The sequence below is a fragment of the Novosphingobium sp. Chol11 genome (genome assembly GCF_945870625.1).
Classification (GTDB): Bacteria; Pseudomonadota; Alphaproteobacteria; order Sphingomonadales; family Sphingomonadaceae; genus Novosphingobium.
In genome coordinates, this window is the sequence record NZ_CAMBTS010000002.1 from 33306 (window position 1) to 51552 (window position 18247).

General features: G+C 63.0%; 16 protein-coding genes. 6 read left to right on the forward strand and 10 right to left on the reverse strand.

Annotated features, from left to right (window positions below; all coding sequences use genetic code 11):
• Positions 1–23 precede the first annotated feature (23 nt).
• The gene (locus Q0O40_RS00820) at positions 24–2435 is read right to left on the reverse strand and encodes a TonB-dependent receptor (protein WP_295524956.1); all 2412 of its coding nucleotides are present in this window, start codon (positions 2433–2435) and stop codon (positions 24–26) included.
• A gap of 88 nt (positions 2436–2523) precedes the next feature.
• Entirely contained in the window at positions 2524–3450 is a 927-nt protein-coding gene (locus Q0O40_RS00825) for an alpha/beta hydrolase (RefSeq protein ID WP_295524959.1), read from the reverse strand.
• A gap of 327 nt (positions 3451–3777) precedes the next feature.
• On the opposite strand from Q0O40_RS00825, the gene Q0O40_RS00830 reads away from it, so the two are divergent.
• Positions 3778–4806 (forward strand): AraC family transcriptional regulator, encoded by a 1029-nt coding sequence (locus Q0O40_RS00830; RefSeq protein WP_295524962.1) that lies wholly within the window; start codon positions 3778–3780, stop codon positions 4804–4806.
• A 77-nt stretch (positions 4807–4883) separates the two neighbouring features.
• On the opposite strand, the gene Q0O40_RS00835 is transcribed toward Q0O40_RS00830, so the two are convergent.
• Entirely contained in the window at positions 4884–6464 is a 1581-nt protein-coding gene (locus Q0O40_RS00835; RefSeq protein ID WP_295524963.1) for an NAD(P)/FAD-dependent oxidoreductase, read from the reverse strand.
• Between the two features lie 189 nt (positions 6465–6653).
• Between Q0O40_RS00835 and Q0O40_RS00840 the strand changes: the two genes are divergently transcribed.
• The 3 genes from Q0O40_RS00840 to Q0O40_RS00850 all read left to right on the forward strand — a co-directional run bounded on the left by Q0O40_RS00840 (position 6654) and on the right by Q0O40_RS00850 (position 10204).
• On the forward strand, positions 6654–7127 hold the full coding sequence (locus Q0O40_RS00840; RefSeq protein ID WP_295524966.1) for a (2Fe-2S)-binding protein: 474 nt from the start codon (positions 6654–6656) through the stop codon (positions 7125–7127).
• An 18-nt stretch (positions 7128–7145) separates the two neighbouring features.
• On the forward strand, positions 7146–9338 hold the full coding sequence (locus Q0O40_RS00845) for a molybdopterin cofactor-binding domain-containing protein (protein ID WP_295524968.1): 2193 nt from the start codon (positions 7146–7148) through the stop codon (positions 9336–9338).
• 317 nt (positions 9339–9655) lie between these two features.
• Positions 9656–10204 carry a cytochrome c family protein gene (locus tag Q0O40_RS00850; RefSeq protein WP_295524971.1) on the forward strand — a complete coding sequence of 183 codons (549 nt, stop codon included), beginning with the start codon at positions 9656–9658 and terminating at the stop codon, positions 10202–10204.
• Positions 10205–10290: 86 nt separating this feature from the next.
• Here the strand turns inward: Q0O40_RS00850 and Q0O40_RS00855 are convergent, their stop codons facing one another.
• The 7 genes from Q0O40_RS00855 to Q0O40_RS00885 form a co-directional block, all read right to left on the reverse strand.
• Complete coding sequence (locus Q0O40_RS00855; protein ID WP_295524974.1) at positions 10291–10578, reverse strand: hypothetical protein; 288 nt, start codon at positions 10576–10578, stop codon at positions 10291–10293.
• 5 nt (positions 10579–10583) lie between these two features.
• Positions 10584–11069, reverse strand: a complete 486-nt coding sequence (locus tag Q0O40_RS00860) for a TspO/MBR family protein (RefSeq protein ID WP_295524977.1) — start codon at positions 11067–11069, stop codon at positions 10584–10586.
• Between the two features lie 4 nt (positions 11070–11073).
• Positions 11074–11325 (reverse strand): hypothetical protein, encoded by a 252-nt coding sequence (locus tag Q0O40_RS00865; RefSeq protein WP_295524980.1) that lies wholly within the window; start codon positions 11323–11325, stop codon positions 11074–11076.
• The gene (locus Q0O40_RS00870) at positions 11322–12701 is read right to left on the reverse strand and encodes a BCD family MFS transporter (protein WP_295524983.1); all 1380 of its coding nucleotides are present in this window, start codon (positions 12699–12701) and stop codon (positions 11322–11324) included. The genes Q0O40_RS00865 and Q0O40_RS00870 overlap by 4 nt, the downstream gene beginning before the upstream one ends.
• On the reverse strand, positions 12698–13606 hold the full coding sequence (chlG, locus tag Q0O40_RS00875; protein WP_295524985.1) for a chlorophyll synthase ChlG: 909 nt from the start codon (positions 13604–13606) through the stop codon (positions 12698–12700). Before chlG ends, Q0O40_RS00870 begins: the two co-directional genes overlap by 4 nt.
• Before the next feature lie 151 nt (positions 13607–13757).
• Positions 13758–15137, reverse strand: coding sequence for a transcriptional regulator PpsR (gene ppsR / locus Q0O40_RS00880; protein WP_295524988.1), 1380 nt, complete (start codon positions 15135–15137; stop codon positions 13758–13760).
• A gap of 82 nt (positions 15138–15219) precedes the next feature.
• Positions 15220–16116: a cobalamin-dependent protein gene (locus tag Q0O40_RS00885; RefSeq protein WP_295524991.1), complete on the reverse strand. Its 897-nt coding sequence runs from the start codon at positions 16114–16116 to the stop codon at positions 15220–15222.
• Positions 16117–16412: 296 nt separating this feature from the next.
• Here Q0O40_RS00885 and bchF point away from each other — a divergent pair, with 296 nt between their 5' ends.
• Together bchF and Q0O40_RS00895 are read left to right on the forward strand one after the other, a co-directional pair.
• Complete coding sequence (gene bchF, locus Q0O40_RS00890; RefSeq protein ID WP_295525070.1) at positions 16413–16973, forward strand: 2-vinyl bacteriochlorophyllide hydratase; 561 nt, start codon at positions 16413–16415, stop codon at positions 16971–16973.
• Positions 16970–18247 carry a ferredoxin:protochlorophyllide reductase (ATP-dependent) subunit N gene (locus Q0O40_RS00895; protein WP_295524994.1) on the forward strand — a complete coding sequence of 426 codons (1278 nt, stop codon included), beginning with the start codon at positions 16970–16972 and terminating at the stop codon, positions 18245–18247. The genes bchF and Q0O40_RS00895 overlap by 4 nt, the downstream gene beginning before the upstream one ends.

Below are 18247 nucleotides of genomic sequence, written 5' to 3' on the forward strand. Positions count from 1 at the left end.
GCTCCCTTCGGCCATGGGTACTTTTACTTCATGCGGACTTTGAGCGACACGCCATAGGTCACCGGCTGGCCGGTCGCCTGGGTGATGATGTTGTTGTACGAAATCACGTTCTGCACGTTGAACGCGTTGAACACGTTCTTGCCGAAGGCCGACACCGTCAACTTCTCGCCCGGGAAGGTGTAGCCGATGCGGGCATCGACCAGCGCATAACCGTCGATGCGGAACGGTGTGCGGTTCAGCCAACGGTTCACGCCATTGTCGGGAATCTGCAACTGGCTTCCGGCGATATAGGCATCCTGATAGGTCCGGTAATTGATCCCGGCACCGACGAAGAACTCGCCGCCCGAACCTGTCGGCAGCCGGTAATCGATATCACCGACGAGCGACCATGTCGGCGCGAAGGGCAGCCGGCTGCCGGCAAAGTCATTCTGCACGCCGAACACCGTGATCCCCGAATACTCATCGACCCGGGTGTCGAGGTAGCTGGCCGATCCCGAAAGCGTCAGCCCCGCCGTTGGCCGCACCGTCGCCTCGAGCTCGACCCCGAAGATGTGCGACTTAGGCACGTTGTCGAGCCGCTGCAGCAGCCCGAACAGTGCCGTGTTGACAGTGCCCTGGATCTGCTTGCCGCGATAATCCTGATAGAACACCGCGCCGGCCAGCGAGATGGCATTGTTGGCCAGCCGGGTCTTGACGCCCGCTTCATACGAAGTGACCGATTCCTGCCTTGCCGGCGTGAACACCGATTGCGTCGCGCCGGTGATCACCGGGAACGCGCCAGCCTTATAACCGCGCGAAATGTTGGCATAGAGCAGCGTGTTGGATGAGGGCTTGAAGTCTACGCCCGCGCGCCAGGAGACATTGCTTTCCGACAAGGTGATGTTGATCGGATCGCCCGGCAGGTTTTGCGCATTGAGCGAAATGCAATCGCCCGGGCCGATGGGAATGTCCCGTCCGCCAAGGAGATTGCCGAGCAGCCGGAACAGGCTCGACAACTGCTGGTCGCCAGTGGTGTCAGACCCGCACATGCGGTTCTTGTTGCGTGAATTGGTATAGCGCACGCCGCCCTTGAAAGTGATCTGGTCGGTCAGATCATATTCGCCGTTCGCAAATATAGCGAAGATATCCATCCGGCCCCGGTTGAGCACGTTGGACTCATGGATGAAGTTGGTGCCGGCGTTGCTCAGCGAGTTGTCACCGTAGGTGATGATCTGAAGCTCGTTGACCTTGCTGTTGTTGTAGTTTCCGCCGACCGTCCAACGGAACTTCGTGCCCGGTGCCGCGGCATTGGACAGCCTGATTTCCTGGTTGAAATCCTGGATCGTGCCTTCGCCGCGCGGATTGTCGACCAATTCAAACTGCGAGCCATCAAGATCAAACGCCATGTCTTGCTTGAAGCTGTTGTAAGTGGTGATCGAGGTTAGCACGATATCGTCGGTGACATTAAGATCCCCGCGCAAAAACGCCTGGAATGTCGTGCGATTGCCGCGTGGGCGGGCGGACTCTGTATCCGATTGGGTGCCGACGCCGCGGCGGCCCGAGAAGGACCAGTTCGCCGCACGGAGATTGCGCGGAGTCAGCGGTGCCGTCAACTCCTGCGGCGTGGGGGCTGCCGGGTTTGACGGCAGCGAGGCGATGATATGCAGCGCTTGCGGCTCGGAACGATCAACCGAACCATTGAGGTTGAGTTCGAGCTTAAGCTGGTCGTTGACCTGCCAGTCGGTGATCAAACGGGCGGCGATATAGTTCTGTTCGCCGTTCGTGTCTGCGCGGGTGTAGTTGTACTGCCAATCATCGCGGTGCAATGCGTCGATGGCAACGCGCATGCCTACAGTCTCGCTGATCGGGCCGCTGACGTACAGGCTGCCATGCACTTCATTGAAGCGGCCATAATCAAGATTGAAGCCAGCCTCGAGTTCCTTGGTCGGCTTGGCGGCGACAAAGTTGATCGCACCGCCGGTCGAGTTCTGGCCGAACAGCGTGCCTTGCGGCCCTTTCAGCACTTCGACACGCTCAAGATCATAGAGCGAATGCCCAGCCAGCACCGGGAAAGGCATCGGCGCCTGATCGAGCGAGAGGCTGACGGCGGGATAGACGCCCAGCGAGTCGGAGTTGAAACCGATGCCGCGCAAAGTGAACACTGGCGTGCCGTGGGTCGATGGCGCGAGCGCCAGATTGGGAACCGCCTTGGCCAGTTCGTCGAGGCGGACGATGCTGCGCTTTTCGAGCAGCGAGGTGTCGAAAGCGACGACGCTGGCGCCGACCTTGCTGATGCTCTCGTTCCGCTTGTTGGCGGTCACGATGATCTCGCCGGCCGGAACCTCTTCGGCTGCATCGGCAGCTGCTGGAGCAAGGGCCGCGAACGCGGGATGAGCGATGCTTGCGAGACTTAACGTCGTGGATGCCGCCAGAACGGTGCGCCGGATAGTGTTCATTTCCCTCTCCTTTGGGTTGTCATTTTCTCTTTTTTTGGCGTGCTGCCTGTCGAACGTCCGGACAATCGGACGCCCTAAAGGGTGCACGTCAGCTTGGCATTGAACTGGCAAAGGCCGCGACCGCGCGGCGCATGATATGATCGGCGGTGGGGAAAGCGGCGCGCATGGTCGCCAGCCCGTGGATCAGGCCTTTTGCCTCGATGAAATGCACCTCGATGCCCTGCTGGGCGATGCCGGCCGCGAGCGCCCGGCCCTGATCGCGCAAGGGATCGAGCCCGGCCGTGACGAGCACGGTCGGCGGAAGTCCGGCGGGGATCGGGTGGAGCACGGGCGAGGCAGCGGTGCCCCCGGCATCTGCCGCTTCCGGCAGATAATCCGCCACGAACCGGTCGAGCAGCTTGCGATCAAGGATGTAGCCCTCGGCGAGATCCTGATAAGACCCATGGTCAGGGCTGGTACAATCGACCCAGGGGTAGATGAGCAACTGCGCCAGAACGCCGCCGGGCCCCATGGCGCTGGCCACGTAGAAAGCAAGATTGCCCCCCGCGCTGTCGCCGGCCACGGCAAGGCCCGTCACAGGCGCTTCCAGTGCGGACGGGCCCGCCAACACGAAGCGCGCGGCTGCCAGGCAATCGTCGTGGGCGGCAGGGAACGGGTGCTCGGGCGCGAGACGATAATCCACCGCCACCACGCGCAGCCCGGTCTCGGCCGCAATCATCGCGCAGAGCGGATGGTGCGTCTCCAGATCGCCGATCACCCAGCCGCCGCCATGCATATAAAGGATGACCGGACCGGCCTTGGCCTCGCCGGGGAAATAGGCGCGCAGCGGGCAGCTTGCGCCGTCCACATCGGTCCAGCGCACGCTAGGCTCGAGCGGCGCATCGAATGCGGCGCCCATCTGCTGATAGGTGGTGCGCATGTCCGCCGCCGAAAGATCGGCCAGATGCGGGCCGCCTTGCTCGGCGCCTGCCGCAAGCACAGCGGCGACCTCGGGCAGGATAAAGGGCTGCTCCATCACGAGGCTCCCGCTTTGCAGCGTGACAAACCGGGCCGACGAGCGGCATTGCGGCAAGGGTCAGCGCCAAAGTCAGCGCCAAGGTCAGTGTCGGTCTGCTGCGGCGAGGAAGGCGCAGCATAGCCCTGTCCCGCACCGGCCAAGACCTTACCAAATCTCTGTGAGATAACGATTCCCCCGAATTTTCTTCTGATTAGGCAGAAAGCTAGGCAGTTTCGATTCGCTGCGCCATGACGCTGCTCGCCAAGTTATTGACGGATGTGGCCAGTGCCCGCTACTCTGCACGGAAGAGGATTGTATAATAATAATCGAGAGAGGGACGGCGTCATGGACTCCAACGCACTCTACGCAACATTGCCGGATCTGAGCGCGCGGATCATGTGCAATGCGCTGGTCAACGAGTTCAAGGTCGATTGGGAAACGTTCTGCCGCAACAGCCAGATCCGGCCTGTTCGCTTTGACGAACAGGCGCGCGATTTGCTCGCGCAGGAAGAAATGCTGCTCCAGCACGCTTTCGCCGATTGCACCGCAAACACACGGAACATCTGGTTCGACGTCGGTTTGCGCTACCGGGCCATCAAGTATGGCGAGCTTGGCCTCGCCATGATGACCGCGCGGACGCTGGGCGAGGCGCTGGAGATCGCCTGCCGCTGCCAATCGCTTACGTATTCGTTGATCAACTATCGCTTTGCCTCTGCGCCGAACGGGGCCTGCGCGTTGATCGGCAGCTGCGGCAAACTTTCCGAGCAACTGCACGATTTCACCCATTACCGCGATCTTGGCGCGATCCGCACCTTGATTGCCGATCTGATGGGTGGGGACCTGCCGCTTGAACGCGTCACCCTAACCACACCGCCGCCGCCAAACTGGTCGCGGCTGCGCCAGCATTTTTCCTGTCCGGTCGAATTCAATGCCGACCAGACGCAGTGGCTGTTCCGGCCGGGCGCCGCCAGCCTGCCGCTGCCACTCGCGGATAGCGATCTCCTGATGCTTTATAGCTCACGCTGCGACTCCATGCTCAAGCGCGCGCAAGCCGACTCCACGATCAAGGCCCGGCTGGCGGCCCAGCTCAGCCGCACCAATGGCGAATTCCTGACTGCAGGCGAAGCTGCGCGCCTGCTCGCGCTTTCCGAGCGGACGCTGCACCGGCGGCTGGCCGAAGAAGGAACGCGGTTTTCGGCGATGGTGGACGAGGCACGCTATGGCCGCGCGCGCGAACTGCTGATGGATCGGCGCATGACGATCGAGGGGATTGCCTTCGCGGTCGGCTTTGCCGAACCATCGAGTTTCTCGCGCGCATTCAAACGGTGGTCGGGGATGGGCGCGCTGGAATATCGGCGGCAACGTCAGGGTTAGGGCCAGAAAAAGGGCCAGCCCCCCTCGATCCGCCTCAGGATCGAGGGGGGCTGGCCCAGCTTTGTCGCGGCACTTGCTCAGCTATAGGCAAACTCTTCGCCATCGAGATTGATCGCGGGGATATCGACCGCCTCGCGCCAATAGTCTTGCGTGTGGCGCCATTCGGGTTGCTCGCCAAGCCGCTTGGGCAGCTTGTCCATATCGCGCACCAAGTAGCTCGGATTGAAGTTATCGTCCTCGATCCACGGCATCAGCGTCTCGCCCGCCAGCCCAGCCGGCACCACAATGTTCACCTTCGCCGCACCCTTCGCATCCATATGGCGCAGCAGCTCGCACACGAAATCGCCCAGCAGATCGACCCGCAGCGTCCACGCCGCGCGGAAATAGCCGAACACCCACGCCATGTTCGGCACGCCTTCGAACATCATGCCGCGATAGGTCGCCTTCTGCGACCAATCGACCGGCACGCCGTCCACCTCGAAAGCGATGCCGCCCATCACCAGCAGATTGAAGCCGGTCGCCGCAACGACGATATCGGCTTCCAGATCCTTGCCCGAGCTGAGCTGGATGCCGCCGGGAGTGAAGTGGTCAATGGTATCGGTCACCGCCGAGACTTTGCCCTCGCGGATGCGCTCAAACATGTCGCCATCGGGGATGAAGGCCAGGCGCTGTTGCCACGGCCGGTATGTCGGGGTGAAATCGGGCTCGAACTGGAAGTCCGGTCCGGCATACTGGCGGATCAGTTCCTTCAGTTCTTCGAACACCATGTCGGGCTCTTCGCGCGCCCGGCGGTCTAGCATTTTGAGGTTGTGCAGATAATCGAGCCGCACACAGCGGTGCACGGTATCCTCGTCCACGCCGATTTCGCGCAGCCGGTCGGCCAGATCGCTGCGGTTGGGGTAGCAATAGAAATAGGTCGGCGAGCGCTGCAGCATGGTGACGTGCTCTGCCTTGTCCGCCATCGCCGGGATCACCGTCGCGGCGGTCGCGCCCGAGCCGATAACCACGACCTTTTTGCCGGTGTAATCGATATCGTCGGTCCACTTCTGCGCGTGAACGAGCAAGCCCTTGAAGTCGCCCGCACCCGGCCATGCCGGCAGGTAGGGGTTCTCGTGGTCGTAGTAGCCTTGGCACATCCACAGGAAGTTGGCGCGGTAAGTCGGCCCCGCAGCCCCGCCCGGGGTGCGCGTCTCGACCGTCCAGAGCTTTTCTGCGCTCGACCATGAGCAGCGGTTGATCACCGTGCTGAAGCGGATCGACGAATCCAGATCGTTCTCGGCCAGAACATCGCGCAGATACTTGCGGATTTCCTCTGCCGTGGCGATTGGCGGGCCGATCCACGGCTTGAACCGGTAACCAAAGGTGTAAAGGTCAGAATCCGACCGTGCCCCGGGGTATTTGTGCGTGTGCCAGGTGCCGCCGATATCGTCCTTGGCCTCCAGAATGGCAAAGCTCTTGCCGGGCAACTGGGTCTTCAGATGATAGGCGCTGCCAATGCCGGAAATGCCTGCGCCGATGATCAGGACATCGAAATCCTGAACCCCGCTGGCGACATCTTGCTGCTGTCTTTCCATCACTTCGGTCACATCAAACTCCACTTCGGTCCCAGCCCGGTCACGGTAACGGTTTGGCGGGGAGGCAATCAGGATAGTCGTCATGCACGCCCCGCGATGCAAGGTCGCAAGCCGCCAACAAACTGGCCGGGTTCGCCATTTGGCAGGGCTTCTTGCCGCGCCGAACTTGCCGCCGGTTCGCTTGCCCAAGATGTCTGTGGCCATGCCCGATATGGGTTGCTATACGCAACCTTATGGCGAAGACGCACGTAAGCGTGCACGGGGGCAGGCAGCATGGCAATCGAAGCAAAGGTCAACGGCAAGCCGGTGTCGTTCGAAGGAGAAACGGATACGCCGCTGCTCTGGGCGATCCGCGAAGAACTGGGCATGACGGGCACGAAGTTCGGTTGCGGAATTGCCGCTTGCGGGGCCTGCAGCGTGCATATCGATGGCCAGATCGCCCGCTCGTGCAGCGTGCCGATCAGCGATGTGGCCGGCAAATCGATCACCACGATCGAAGGGTTGGCCGCCGCAGATGGCAAGCTGACCGCGTTGCAGGCCGCATGGATCGCGCATCAGGTGCCGCAGTGCGGCTATTGCCAATCGGGCCAGATCATGGCGGCGGCGGCGCTGCTCGCGGCCACCCCCAAGCCAAGCGATGCGCAGATTGACGCCGCAATGACCAATATTTGCCGCTGCGGCACCTATCCCCGCATCCGCGCGGCGATCCACGACGTAGCTGGCAACGCCGCCGCCGTTCAGGCCTGAGGAGACAAGCAGATGGGCATGATCCGTAGAGCGTTCCTCGTGGGCGGAGCCGCTGTGATCGGCGGCGGGGTGTTTGCGATCAAGTACGCCGACGGCGCGGCGGAATCGTCGGCAGCGGCGATGACCAATGGCAAGGACGGGCACAACTTCGCCACCTGGCTGCGCATCGGCGAAGACGACACCGTCACGCTTTATTCGCCGCACACCGATATCGGGCAGGGATCGAACACGGGCCTTGGGCAGATGCTGGCCGAGGAGCTCGATGCCGCGTGGGACAAGATCGCGGTGGTTTCTGCGCCTGCCGAATCCCCCTTTGCCAATGTCGTGCTCGGGCGCGGCTTCCTTAGCGAGATGAGCGGTTATCCCGGGATCGTCGCCTCGCTGCCCGAATCGCTTCTGTCGATGGTCGCGCGTTCGATGAACCTGCAGATCACTGGCGGTTCTTCCGCGCTGCGCTTTACCGGCGAGCGCGGGTTTCGCGTGATCGGCGCGGCGACGCGCATGGCGCTGGTCGAAACGGCGGCCAAACGGCTGGGGGTTCCCGCAGCCGAGCTGACCACGGCGGACAGCAAGGTCCTTCACGCCAAGACCGGCCGCGCGCTGCGCTATGGCGAACTGGCCGCCGAGGCCGCGACCCGCTCGCTCGATACCGCTCCGGCGCTGAAAGCCGCAAAGGATTTCCGCTATATCGGCAAGTCGGTGCCGCGCTTTGACATCCCCGCCAAAGTCGATGGCACCGCGCAATATGGCATGGATGTGATCAAGCCCGATATGCGTGTGGCCACGGTGATCGCCGCGCCCGTGCGCGGCGGCAAGCTGCTATCGGTCGATGCCGCGCCCGCCATGGCGATCAAGGGCGTCGAGAAGGTGATCAGCCTCGATAGCGCGGTGGTCGTCGTGGCCAGGGGATATTGGCAGGCGCTCAAAGGCGCGCGCGCGCTCCAGCCCAAATTCAGCGATGGCGGCAACGAAAAGATCTGGACGGCCAATATCTTTGCCGAGCAGGACAAGCTGCGCGTCGCTGGCAAGCCGGACAAGACCGTGGGCAATGGCGATGTCGAGGCCGGGTTCATGACTGCCGGCGCGAAGCTGGTCGAGGCTGATTACAAGCTGCCATTCCTGCACCACGCGATGATGGAGCCGTTCGCGCTGACCGCGCATTTCAAGGATGGCAAGCTCGATGTCTGGGGCGGGCTGCAGGATCCGCTGGGATCGAAGATGCAGGCGGCCAAGGCCGCTGGCCTCGCCGCTGACAAGGTCACCTTCCACCCGATGCTGATTGGCGGCAGTTTTGGCCGCCGCTTGCCCATGTATACCGAGATCGTCGATCAAGTGGCGCGCACTGCGATGCAGGTGCCGTATCCGGTCAAGCTGATCTGGTCGCGCGAGGAAGAAGTGAAACAAGGCGCCTATCGCCCGCAAAGTTCGGCCAAGCTAAAAGCCGCGCTGACGGCGGATGGCAAGATCGCGGCCTGGAGCTACGATTTTGCCCAGCCCGAAGACGGTCTGCGCGAAGTGCCGCTGTTTTACGATCTGCCCGCAGCCACACGGCGGCATTTCAAACAGGTGTCCAACCAGACAGTGGGCGCTTGGCGCTCGGTCAACGCGACGCAGCACGGCTTTTTTGCCGAAAGCTTCATCGACGAGTTGGCGCATGCCGCCGGGGCCGATCCCTTCGAATTCCGCAAGCGCCACCTGAAGCCCGGCTCGCGCCATCTCGCGGTGCTGGAAGAAGCGGCCAAGCGCAGCGGCTGGGGAACTCCGCTCCCCGCCGGCACCGGACGCGGCATCGCCATTGTGGAATGTTTCGAGACGATCGCCGCGCATGTTGTCGAGGCAACGCTGAAGGATGATGGCACGCCGAAAGTCTTGAAAGTGACCGCGGTTGTCGATTGCGGCACCGTGGTGAACCCGGTCAATGCGGAGGCGCAAGTCATGGGCGGTATCGTCATGGGCCTTTCCACCGCGATCAGCGAAGCGATCACGCTCGAAAAGGGCATCGTCGTGCAGAGCAATTTCAATGATTATGAAGTGCTCAAGCTTGCCGATACCCCAGCGATCGATATCCATTTCCTGAGCAGCAGCGCCGCGATGGGCGGTCTTGGCGAGCCCGGTCTGCCGCCCGCCGCGCCCGCGCTAGCCAATGCGCTGTTCGCTGCCACCGGCAAACGCGTGCGTCAGCTGCCGATCGGTGTGCAAGCAAAGGCCTGAACCCTAAAGCACTTTCCAGCCGCGTCTCACCGGGGCGCGGAAACTTGCTTCTCGGATCGGCTTCACGGTGTCATCCTGATCGCCGGGCCATTGCCGCTCGGCCAAGTTGGGCGGCCTGCGACCATCGCCGCAGCACCGCGCTCACGGCGCTGACTCCTCCCGAAGTTCCGCCGCATGGCGCGTTGCGGGCCGGAAAAAATGCCTTTCTGGGATAGTCGTTTTTTGATAATCGCTACACTATGGTTCTATCACGAACCGTGCGCACAGGGCCGAAGGCGGCTACGTTCGGTGGGTTTGCAGCCAAGAGGAATGACACAATGAAGGCAGTATCAAACAATCGTTTTGGGCTTTTGGTGATCGGCGTTGCAGTAAGCACGCTGGCGCTTTCCGCATGCGGCGGCGCGAAGCAGGAAGAAGCAAGCGCGGACGCAGCGCCAGCGGCTGATGCAGCCCCTGCAGCACCCGCCGCAGATGCAGCCGCCGCACCGGCAGCAGCCCCGGCAGCAGCCGCAGTTGCCGCCGACAACACCGACACGACCGACGGCCTCAAGTATGCCAGCTATACCGGCGATGCGGCCAAGGGCCTTGCTGCGTTCGCCACGTGCAAGACCTGCCATGCAGTCGAAGAAGGCGCGAACCGCATCGGGCCGTCGCTGCACAAGATTGTCGGCCGTGCGGCGGGCACCGTTGCGGGCTACACTTACTCGGCAGCCAACAAGAACAGCGGCATCACCTGGTCAGAAGCCAAGCTGTTCCAGTACCTCGAAAAGCCGGCACGCGTTGTGCCGGGCACGAAGATGTCGTTTGCCGGTTGGTCTGATCCGCAGAAGCGCGCGGACGTGATCGCCTACCTCAAGACCATCTGATGGCGTGTGCGGCCCGGGGACAATCGTCTCCGGGCCGCATGAGCACCCGCGACAACCGCTTGGTTGCGCCGTGATGTGTAACGCAGCTAACGCTTGTGCCGCGCAAGATCGGCAAGATGGACCGGAAACGACATCAACAGCGGCGCAGCAATCCAGACCCAGCCCCATCCACTGAGCGCGGCGCGCAGCGCCACCAGCATCAGCGCCCCGGGGGCCAGCCGCAACGCAGCATCGGCCATGCGCCAGCGCCCCGCGGTGACCAACCAGCCAAATTCGAAGACGATCACCGCCAGCACCACATCGGCGGCGCGTCCGCTGGCGAAAAACCCGGCCATAGCTTGCGCAGCGCTTCCGGCCAAAACGCTCAGGGCCATCAGACTCAGGGGAACGGTCCGTTCAAACGGACGACCATCAGATTGAGATACCCGGCGAAACTCACCCACAACAAATAAGGGAGGAGGAGCAGCGCGGCGACCTTTGATCGGCGCGAGGTGAGGATCACCAGCGCTGCAATCGACAACCACAAGCCCACTACCTCAACCAGCGCCCAATCCGGCCGGTGAAAACGGAAGAACAGGAAGCTCCACAGCAGATTGAGAAAGCCGTTCAGCGCGAACCATCCGATCAGCCATTCGCGCTCGCGCCAATCAGGGGTGGCGAGCCAGGCGTTGACCCCCGCGATCGCGATCAGCGCGAAAATGATCGTCCAGCCAATCGCATAAACGAAATCGGGCGGGGCCCACGCCGGTTGGGCGAGGCTGCGATACCATGGACCGATTTCGGTGATCGTCGCGCCCATGATCGCGACCGCGAAGGCCACCAAGGCAGCGATCACAACGGGGAACAGCCATGCGCGGTCGGTCATGGGTTCACCGCGCCGTCTGCAACACGTGGCGCATATCTTTGAAGAAGATGCGCAGATAGGCCATCGGGCGCGCGTAGACGAGCTTCTTGTTCATATCGGCGGGCCACAGCAGGTTCTGCACATCGCGGTTGTCGCACATGCACGGGATATTGACAGCTATATCCCACGGCCCGATCATCCGCGCCATCATCGAACGGCCGACGACCACCCAATCGTAAACGGCAGGTTCGCCGACGCTCCGGCCAGCAAGGCTCATGCCGGTTCGCCCCCGAACGCCGCAGGCTCTGCAGGCCTTGCCGCGCCGCGCAGCACGAGCATCGCGGCAACGATGAACAAAAGGGCCTCGGCGCCGAATACCATCAGGAATGTGCCCGGCGTCGAGCCGGTGATCGTCCGCCCGACATCGACGCCCACCGCGCCGACCAGCCCGCCAAACCCGAACGCCATCGCTTGCGCCGCACCCCAGACCCCCATGCGGATGCCCTCGCGCCCGCCATCTGCGCTGGCCAGTGCCATCATCTGGCCGATCGCGGCGACAGCGAACACCCCGTTGGCAAAGCCGAGCACCGCGACATTGGCAGCCAGCGGCCAGCCCGGACCGATTACCGCCGCCAGCGCCAGCCCGGCCAGCGCGATGGCCGACCCGGCACACCCGCCCACGATCCAGCGCGCCAATCCCGCCGAGCCCCGCCCGGCGAATGCTCCGCCGCCGATCCCGACGAGGATCATCCCCACCAGTACGCCCCCGTTCTGGACACCCGACAGCTTGGTCGATTGTCCCGGTGTAAACCCGAACAGCAGGCCGGAAAACGGTTCAAGGATGAGGTCCTGCATCGCATAGGCAAACATCGACAGAAACACGAACAGGGTGAACCGCCGCGCGGCGGTGTCGGCCCACATCATTTTCAAGGCAACGCCAAATGCCTGCGCACTTCGCGCATCGGCAGAGGGCTTGGCTGCTATCAGCGGCGGCGCACCTTCAACGCCCCATATCGCCAGCAGCGCGACCACAAAGGCCCCGCCAGCGACACCTTGCGCGACCATCGTGAGACGGGCCAGCGAAAATGGGTCGATCATCGATCCAGCGACACCGGCCGTCACGACAATGCCGGCCACCATCATGATCCACGTGATCGATGCCGCCGCCGCACGCCGCCCGGGCGCGACGCGCGTTGCCAGCAAGGCCAGCAGCGATGTGCCCGCTGCGCCGACGCCTGCGCCGATCAGCGTGAACGCGAGGATCGCGAGCGCATAGCCCCACGCGGCAGATCCATCCGGCACGCGGGCAGCGAGAAGCCCCAGCGCCCGAACGGCCAGCACCGCGCCCAGCGCCAGCGTGCCCATGCCAAACACGATCCACGGGGTGCGCCGCTGGCCGCGGTCCGATCCGTGGCCCCATGCCGGACGCGACAGTTGCACGGCATAATGCCAGGCGACAAGGCCGGCCGGTAGCGCCGCAGGGAGGGCATATTCGACGACCATCACGCGGTTGAGCAGCGACGTGGTAAGCATCACAATCGCGCCGATCGCGCTCTGCACCAGCCCGAGGCGGACAATGCCGAGCCAGCCGAGCCCGTTTTCGTTCGGCCCGTTTTGAAGCGGCCCTTTCCCGCCCAGCGGCGCGGTGGTCATAGCCCCGCCACCCCGCCAAGCCCGAAGGCCGAGGCGAGCATGCCCAGCACATAAAGCGTGGTGCCCGTGGCATTGTACCAAGGTGTATGTGCGCGCGGATCGCTGAGCAGGCGGTTCATCAGCCCCAATTGCACCAGCAGCAGGACGCCGACGATGCCGCCAACCAAGGCATGCCCCCAGCTGAGCAGGAGCGCCACGACCACGATCTGCGGCACGGCCATCACCACGCAGGCAATCCGCGCCGCCGGGCCCACGCCGAGTGTCGCGGGCAGCGAGCGGATGCCCATCGCGCGGTCGCCTTCGACCGCCTTGAAATCATTGAGCGTCATGATTCCAAAAGCACCCGCCGAATAGAGCGCGAGGATCGCCAGCACCTGCGGCGGGGGCAGCGCGCCCGCCATCACGCTCGCGCCGGTAAACCAGGTCAATCCTTCATAGGTCAGCGCGACCGAGGCCGGTCCCCACACGCCGCTCATTTTGAGGCGGAAAGGCGGCGCGCTATAGGCCCAGGCGAAAAACAGCGCCACGATCGTCGCGGCAAACACCCAGAACCCCATGAAGGCGGCCGCAACCAGCCCGCAGGCGGAGCCGATGAGCGCGATCCGCAATCCCCAGGTTCCCGCGATCCGGCCCGAGGGGATCGGGCGGTTCGGCTCGTTGATCGCATCGACATGGCGATCAAACCAGTCATTGACTGCCTGGCTCGTTCCGCAAACCAGCGGCCCTACCAGCAAAATGCCCGCGATAAGGAACTGCCAGCGGCTGGAAATGGAGACGCCCGACGACACCACACCGCACATGAACGCCCAGATCGGCGGAAACCAGGTGATCGGCTTCAGCAGCTCGAGGATGTCCCGGGGGGCGGGAATTGATGTCGCGAATCCCGGGGTTTTTGCAGTTTCCATCGCAGAAAGGCTAACCTTGACAGCCAGTGGCGTCAAATCCAATTGACGGTTTTGCCGCAATTTGCCCCTTCGGTCGCCGCCTAGTCAGACCGAAATCCCGCGCCCCCTGCCCGGCGCTGCGCGCCCAATCGCGACCGGCGAAAAAGGGCTTCTAAACGTCGGACGACATCAGATTGCCAAGACCGTGGCGATGCAGCTTGGAATAGAGGCTCTGTCGGCTGACGCCGAGGATTTCCGCCGCCGAAGCCCGATTGTCGGAGGTATAGACCAGCGCCGCCTCGATGCACAGGCGCTCGATCAGATCGGTACTTTCGCGCACGATATCCTTGAGCGACATCCGGCCCACCAGCTCGGTCAATTGCCCTACCGAGCGCGGCACATCGCCTACGCTCTCGCCGCCATTTCTCTCGCGGCGGCCGACATCGCGAATGGTGAAGCCATAGCACTCACCATCCCCCATCGGCGCGGACACGCCCGAGACTTCGATGGAATCCTTCGATCCTGCTGCGCCGCGCAGGATGGTCGCGACATTGCGGACCGAGCCATGCTCGCGCAACTGCGCGATGATCAGGTCAAGATCGATGCCCGGTCGCCCCAGCCACGTATCCAGCCGCGCGCCGACCACCCGGTCCATCGAGGGCATCTGCGTCATTTCAAGGAACGCGGCGTTCGCGCTCAGTACATTCAGATCGCTGCCGACGAGGACGAACGAATCGGGCATCCGCTCGATCACTTCGCCGAGCGTGGCATCCATCGCCTTTCCGCCGACGGCTCCGCCGGCCACGTCGATCCGGACAATGAACAGCGCTTTGCGAGCCTGACGAAACAGGCGCGCCGAAATTCTCGCGTCACCGCGGCTATCGACCAGACGCAGTGCGATCGGAGCCAGATCATCGGCGGCTTCCGCAGCGCCGAGATAAGCGATCAGGTCATCGCGCTGCCCGTCGGCGACGATGGTCTGGACGGGGACACCGGCAAGTTCGCCCGGCATCGCATCCAGCAACCGATAAGCCGCCGGATTGGCCTCGCTGATCCGGCGGTCGTCGGCATCGACGATCAGCACGGGTTCGGAAACCACATCGAACAGCAGGCGGTAGCGGGTTTCTGTTTGCCGCAGCCGGATATAGTCGCGCTCGATTGCCTGCTGCGATTGGAGCAAGCGCTGCTGAAGTGCAGCAGTGGCGCGCATATCGCGCCCGATCGCGATGAGGCGGCCCCCATCGCCCAGCGCCATCATCAGATAGCGCACCGCGACATCGCCGCCCGCCGCGACATGGTTGACCTGCCGCCAGCGAGGCGCACCACCAGGTTTGGCCGCCTCGGTCAGCATGTCATTGATCTTCACCCGGCTTTCCACCGTGACTGTATCGATCAAGGGCGTGCCCACCCAATCGGCAAAACCGTGCTTGGCGAGTTCGCCGTCCGAGACCGAGATATCGAGAACGTCGCCTTCAGGAGAAAGAATGAACGCAACGTCCCCCACAGATGCCAGCATGTTGGCGGCCGCGCCCGCAGACAAGGCTCCCGTCATGCTGTCACCCGACGCAAATGGGGTCGTCCCAGAGGGAGCATTATGCATGTTCATTGCCGAGCGCCGCGCTCCACCTATCGTATCAACTAACAGCCAAGGCTTCTCGTTCGCGCTTGCGAACAAGGGCCAAGGCAACTTTCAAGGCAAGCTTTGCGTCAGAAGCCGTAGCATCCGCCCCGATTTTCGCCGCTAAATCAGGATCTGTGCAGAAGACCGGGCCGCCAACCATGATGCAAACGCGCGAATTTCTGGACACATTCCGCAGTGCAACAATCAGCGAGCTAACTTTTTCGATATGGCAATCGCAGCTTACCGTCAATCCGATCAAGTCAAACCATTCGCGCCTGACCCCCCTCAGAAGATCGGATGTCTCGGCGCTGGTCATGCGTTCGGTAATCCAGCCCTCACGGCGAAAGAGTTCGTCCATGACGACAGTGCCAAAGTTATGCTGGTCGCCCGGCATGGCGGCAAACAGCGCGCGGTGGCCGCCGGCCGCAAGCAATCGCTCCGACGGCGCGCGCGCCGCGATCTCGCGCACCACTTCCTGCAAACGCCATAGCCCCATCGTTACGTCGATGAAGTCGCAGCGGTCACTTTCCCAATATTCGCCCAACAAGCGCGCCGCCGGCCCCAGCAAATCGACCATGACCGTATCGACGCCCATGCCCCGCGCGAGAACCGCCTCGACACTGGCCAGCAACGCATCGGCTTCGACTTCGAGCACCAATTCGGCAAGCGCCGCGACCTCGCCAATGCCGATCTCCGCAGCCGAGGGGCTGCGCGCGTCCCCGACATGCGCAATTACCAGGCGGGGGATGATCTCGTTTTCGATCAGTTTCGACAGCGACTTGTCGTGTTCCAAGGCCCCATCATGCGCAAAGGCTGCACCATGATCCGGGCTGTCATGATGGTTGACGGCGTCATGGGCCATGCTGGCGAACGCCAGAAACGCTTCGGAGCCTTGCGCCTCGTCGATCAATCTTTGCGTATGCCTCGCGCGACCAATTGATCCAGATTGTGAGCCTGAAGGAGCCAATGATGCCACAAACGGCCCCCCTGCCAACGCGTTAAAAGCTTAAAGACAACCTAGCGCAACTGCCGCGGCGCAAGGAGTCCCTCTGCCGCGAATCGTATGCTGAACGCTCCGGTCTCGCAATAGCATAAATGCACTAAAGGGCAAAAAGTGTCAAACTATTTGGACGTCAATTTTTATTGACACCCCCTTGATCGCTGACCTAGTCTCTCTGTCAGACAGGTTGGGGATAGCGGGACGTGATGCGGTCAAACGACCAGAACTTCTCAGATTCGGCGAAAGAACGTGGCCCGGCACCGCTTTACACGCCCGAACAGCGCGCCCGGCGCGACTCGACTCCTTGGACTATGGTGCAAGGCATCCTGGCTCCCGTTCAGTTCGTGATTTTCCTCATCAGCCTGGTTCTGGTGCTGCGCTATCTGGACACGGGCGAAGGCGCATTTGCGGCGAACGTATCGGTCGTGGTCAAGACATGCGCGCTTTACCTGATCATGATCACCGGCGCGATCTGGGAGAAGGTGGTTTTCGGCAAGTATCTGTTCGTGCCGGCATTCTTCTGGGAAGATGTTTTTTCAATGCTCGTGCTCGCGCTGCACACCGCTTATCTGGTGATGCTGTTCGGCGACTTGGGCAGCGAGCGCGAACGCCTGCTGCTAGCGCTCGCGGCTTATGTCACTTACGCGATCAATGCGGGCCAGTTCATTCTGAAGTTGCGCGCGGCACGGCTTCAAGGCAGCGCTGAAGCCAAGGTATCTGCGACAAGTGAACCGGCCACTGGCCCGGCCATGGCGGTATCGGCATGAACGCCGTGCTGCCCCTCCCGACGCTGGGCTGCGAATCGGCGCCGGTGCTGCGTGAACGCGGGCAGCGCGAAGTGTTCTGCGGCCTTACCGGGATCATCTGGCTCCACCGCAAAGTTCAGGACGCTTTTTTCCTCGTCGTCGGTTCACGCACTTGCGCGCACCTGCTGCAATCTGCCGCCGGCGTGATGGTGTTTGCCGAGCCGCGCTTTGGCACGGCGATCATCGAGGAGCGCGATCTGGCCGGGATGGCCGATTGCAACGAGGAGCTCGACCGGGTGGTCGACCGGCTACTGGCGCGGCGGCCCGATATCAAATTGCTGTTCCTCGTCGGCTCCTGCCCGTCCGAGGTGATCAAGCTCGATCTGTCGCGCGCCGCATCGCGGCTCTCGGTCAAGCACGCTGGCGCGACGAAGATCCTCAACTACTCGGGCTCGGGGATTGAAACCACCTTCACCGAGGGCGAAGATGCGTGCCTCGCGGCGCTGGTCGCCGATCTGCCTGCGGACACCTCGGAAACGCTCAGCCTGATGATCGTGGGCGCGCTGCCCGATGTCGTCGAAGACCAGTTCCTGCGGCTGTTCGCGCAGCTCGGCATCACAAGCGTGCATTCGCTCCCTGCGCGCCGCGCCAACCAGATGCCGCCTGTCGGGCCGAACACGCGCTTTTTGCTCGCGCAGCCCTTTCTGGGTGAAACGGCGCGCGCGCTCGAAGATCGCGGTGCCCAGCGGCTCGATGCGCTGTTCCCGTTTGGCGCTGAAGGCACCACGAACTGGCTTCATGCCGCCGCGAGCGCCTTCGGCATCGACGAGATGCATTTCCGCAACACCGTCGCCCCGGGCCGCGAACGTGCCAAGCGCGCGATCGACCATGTGCGCGCCAAGCTTGAAGGCAAGCGCATCACCTTCCTGCCCGACTCGCAGCTTGAAGTGCCGCTGGCACGGTTCCTTTGCGCCGAACTCGGGATGATCCCGGTCGAGGTCGGCACGCCCTATCTGCACCGCCGCCATCTGGCGCAAGAACTTGCGCTGCTGCCATCGAACACGCTGATCAGCGAAGGTCAGGATGTCGACAAGCAGCTCGACCGGGTCCGCGCCGCGCGGCCGGACATCACCGTGTGCGGCCTCGGCCTTGCCAATCCGCTGGAGTCCGAAGGGCTGACCACCAAGTGGGCGATCGAACTGGTGTTCTCGCCGATCCATGGTTTCGATCAGGCTGGCGATCTTGCCGAACTGTTTGCCCGCCCGCTGCGGCGGCGCGACGTGTTGAAGGTCTGA

Coding starts and splice junctions, on each gene's coding strand:
- ppsR (WP_295524988.1), bottom strand. CDS start 15,137: ATGACGGGAGCCTTGTCTGCGGGCGCGGCCGCCAACATGCTGGCATCT.
- Q0O40_RS00870 (WP_295524983.1), bottom strand. CDS start 12,701: ATGACCACCGCGCCGCTGGGCGGGAAAGGGCCGCTTCAAAACGGGCCG.
- Q0O40_RS00845 (WP_295524968.1), top strand. CDS start 7,146: ATGATCCGTAGAGCGTTCCTCGTGGGCGGAGCCGCTGTGATCGGCGGC.
- chlG (WP_295524985.1), bottom strand. CDS start 13,606: ATGGAAACTGCAAAAACCCCGGGATTCGCGACATCAATTCCCGCCCCC.
- Q0O40_RS00895 (WP_295524994.1), top strand. CDS start 16,970: ATGAACGCCGTGCTGCCCCTCCCGACGCTGGGCTGCGAATCGGCGCCG.
- Q0O40_RS00850 (WP_295524971.1), top strand. CDS start 9,656: ATGAAGGCAGTATCAAACAATCGTTTTGGGCTTTTGGTGATCGGCGTT.
- Q0O40_RS00855 (WP_295524974.1), bottom strand. CDS start 10,578: ATGGCCCTGAGCGTTTTGGCCGGAAGCGCTGCGCAAGCTATGGCCGGG.
- Q0O40_RS00825 (WP_295524959.1), bottom strand. CDS start 3,450: ATGGAGCAGCCCTTTATCCTGCCCGAGGTCGCCGCTGTGCTTGCGGCA.
- Q0O40_RS00840 (WP_295524966.1), top strand. CDS start 6,654: ATGGCAATCGAAGCAAAGGTCAACGGCAAGCCGGTGTCGTTCGAAGGA.
- Q0O40_RS00820 (WP_295524956.1), bottom strand. CDS start 2,435: ATGAACACTATCCGGCGCACCGTTCTGGCGGCATCCACGACGTTAAGT.
- bchF (WP_295525070.1), top strand. CDS start 16,413: ATGCGGTCAAACGACCAGAACTTCTCAGATTCGGCGAAAGAACGTGGC.
- Q0O40_RS00860 (WP_295524977.1), bottom strand. CDS start 11,069: ATGACCGACCGCGCATGGCTGTTCCCCGTTGTGATCGCTGCCTTGGTG.
- Q0O40_RS00835 (WP_295524963.1), bottom strand. CDS start 6,464: ATGACGACTATCCTGATTGCCTCCCCGCCAAACCGTTACCGTGACCGG.
- Q0O40_RS00865 (WP_295524980.1), bottom strand. CDS start 11,325: ATGAGCCTTGCTGGCCGGAGCGTCGGCGAACCTGCCGTTTACGATTGG.
- Q0O40_RS00830 (WP_295524962.1), top strand. CDS start 3,778: ATGGACTCCAACGCACTCTACGCAACATTGCCGGATCTGAGCGCGCGG.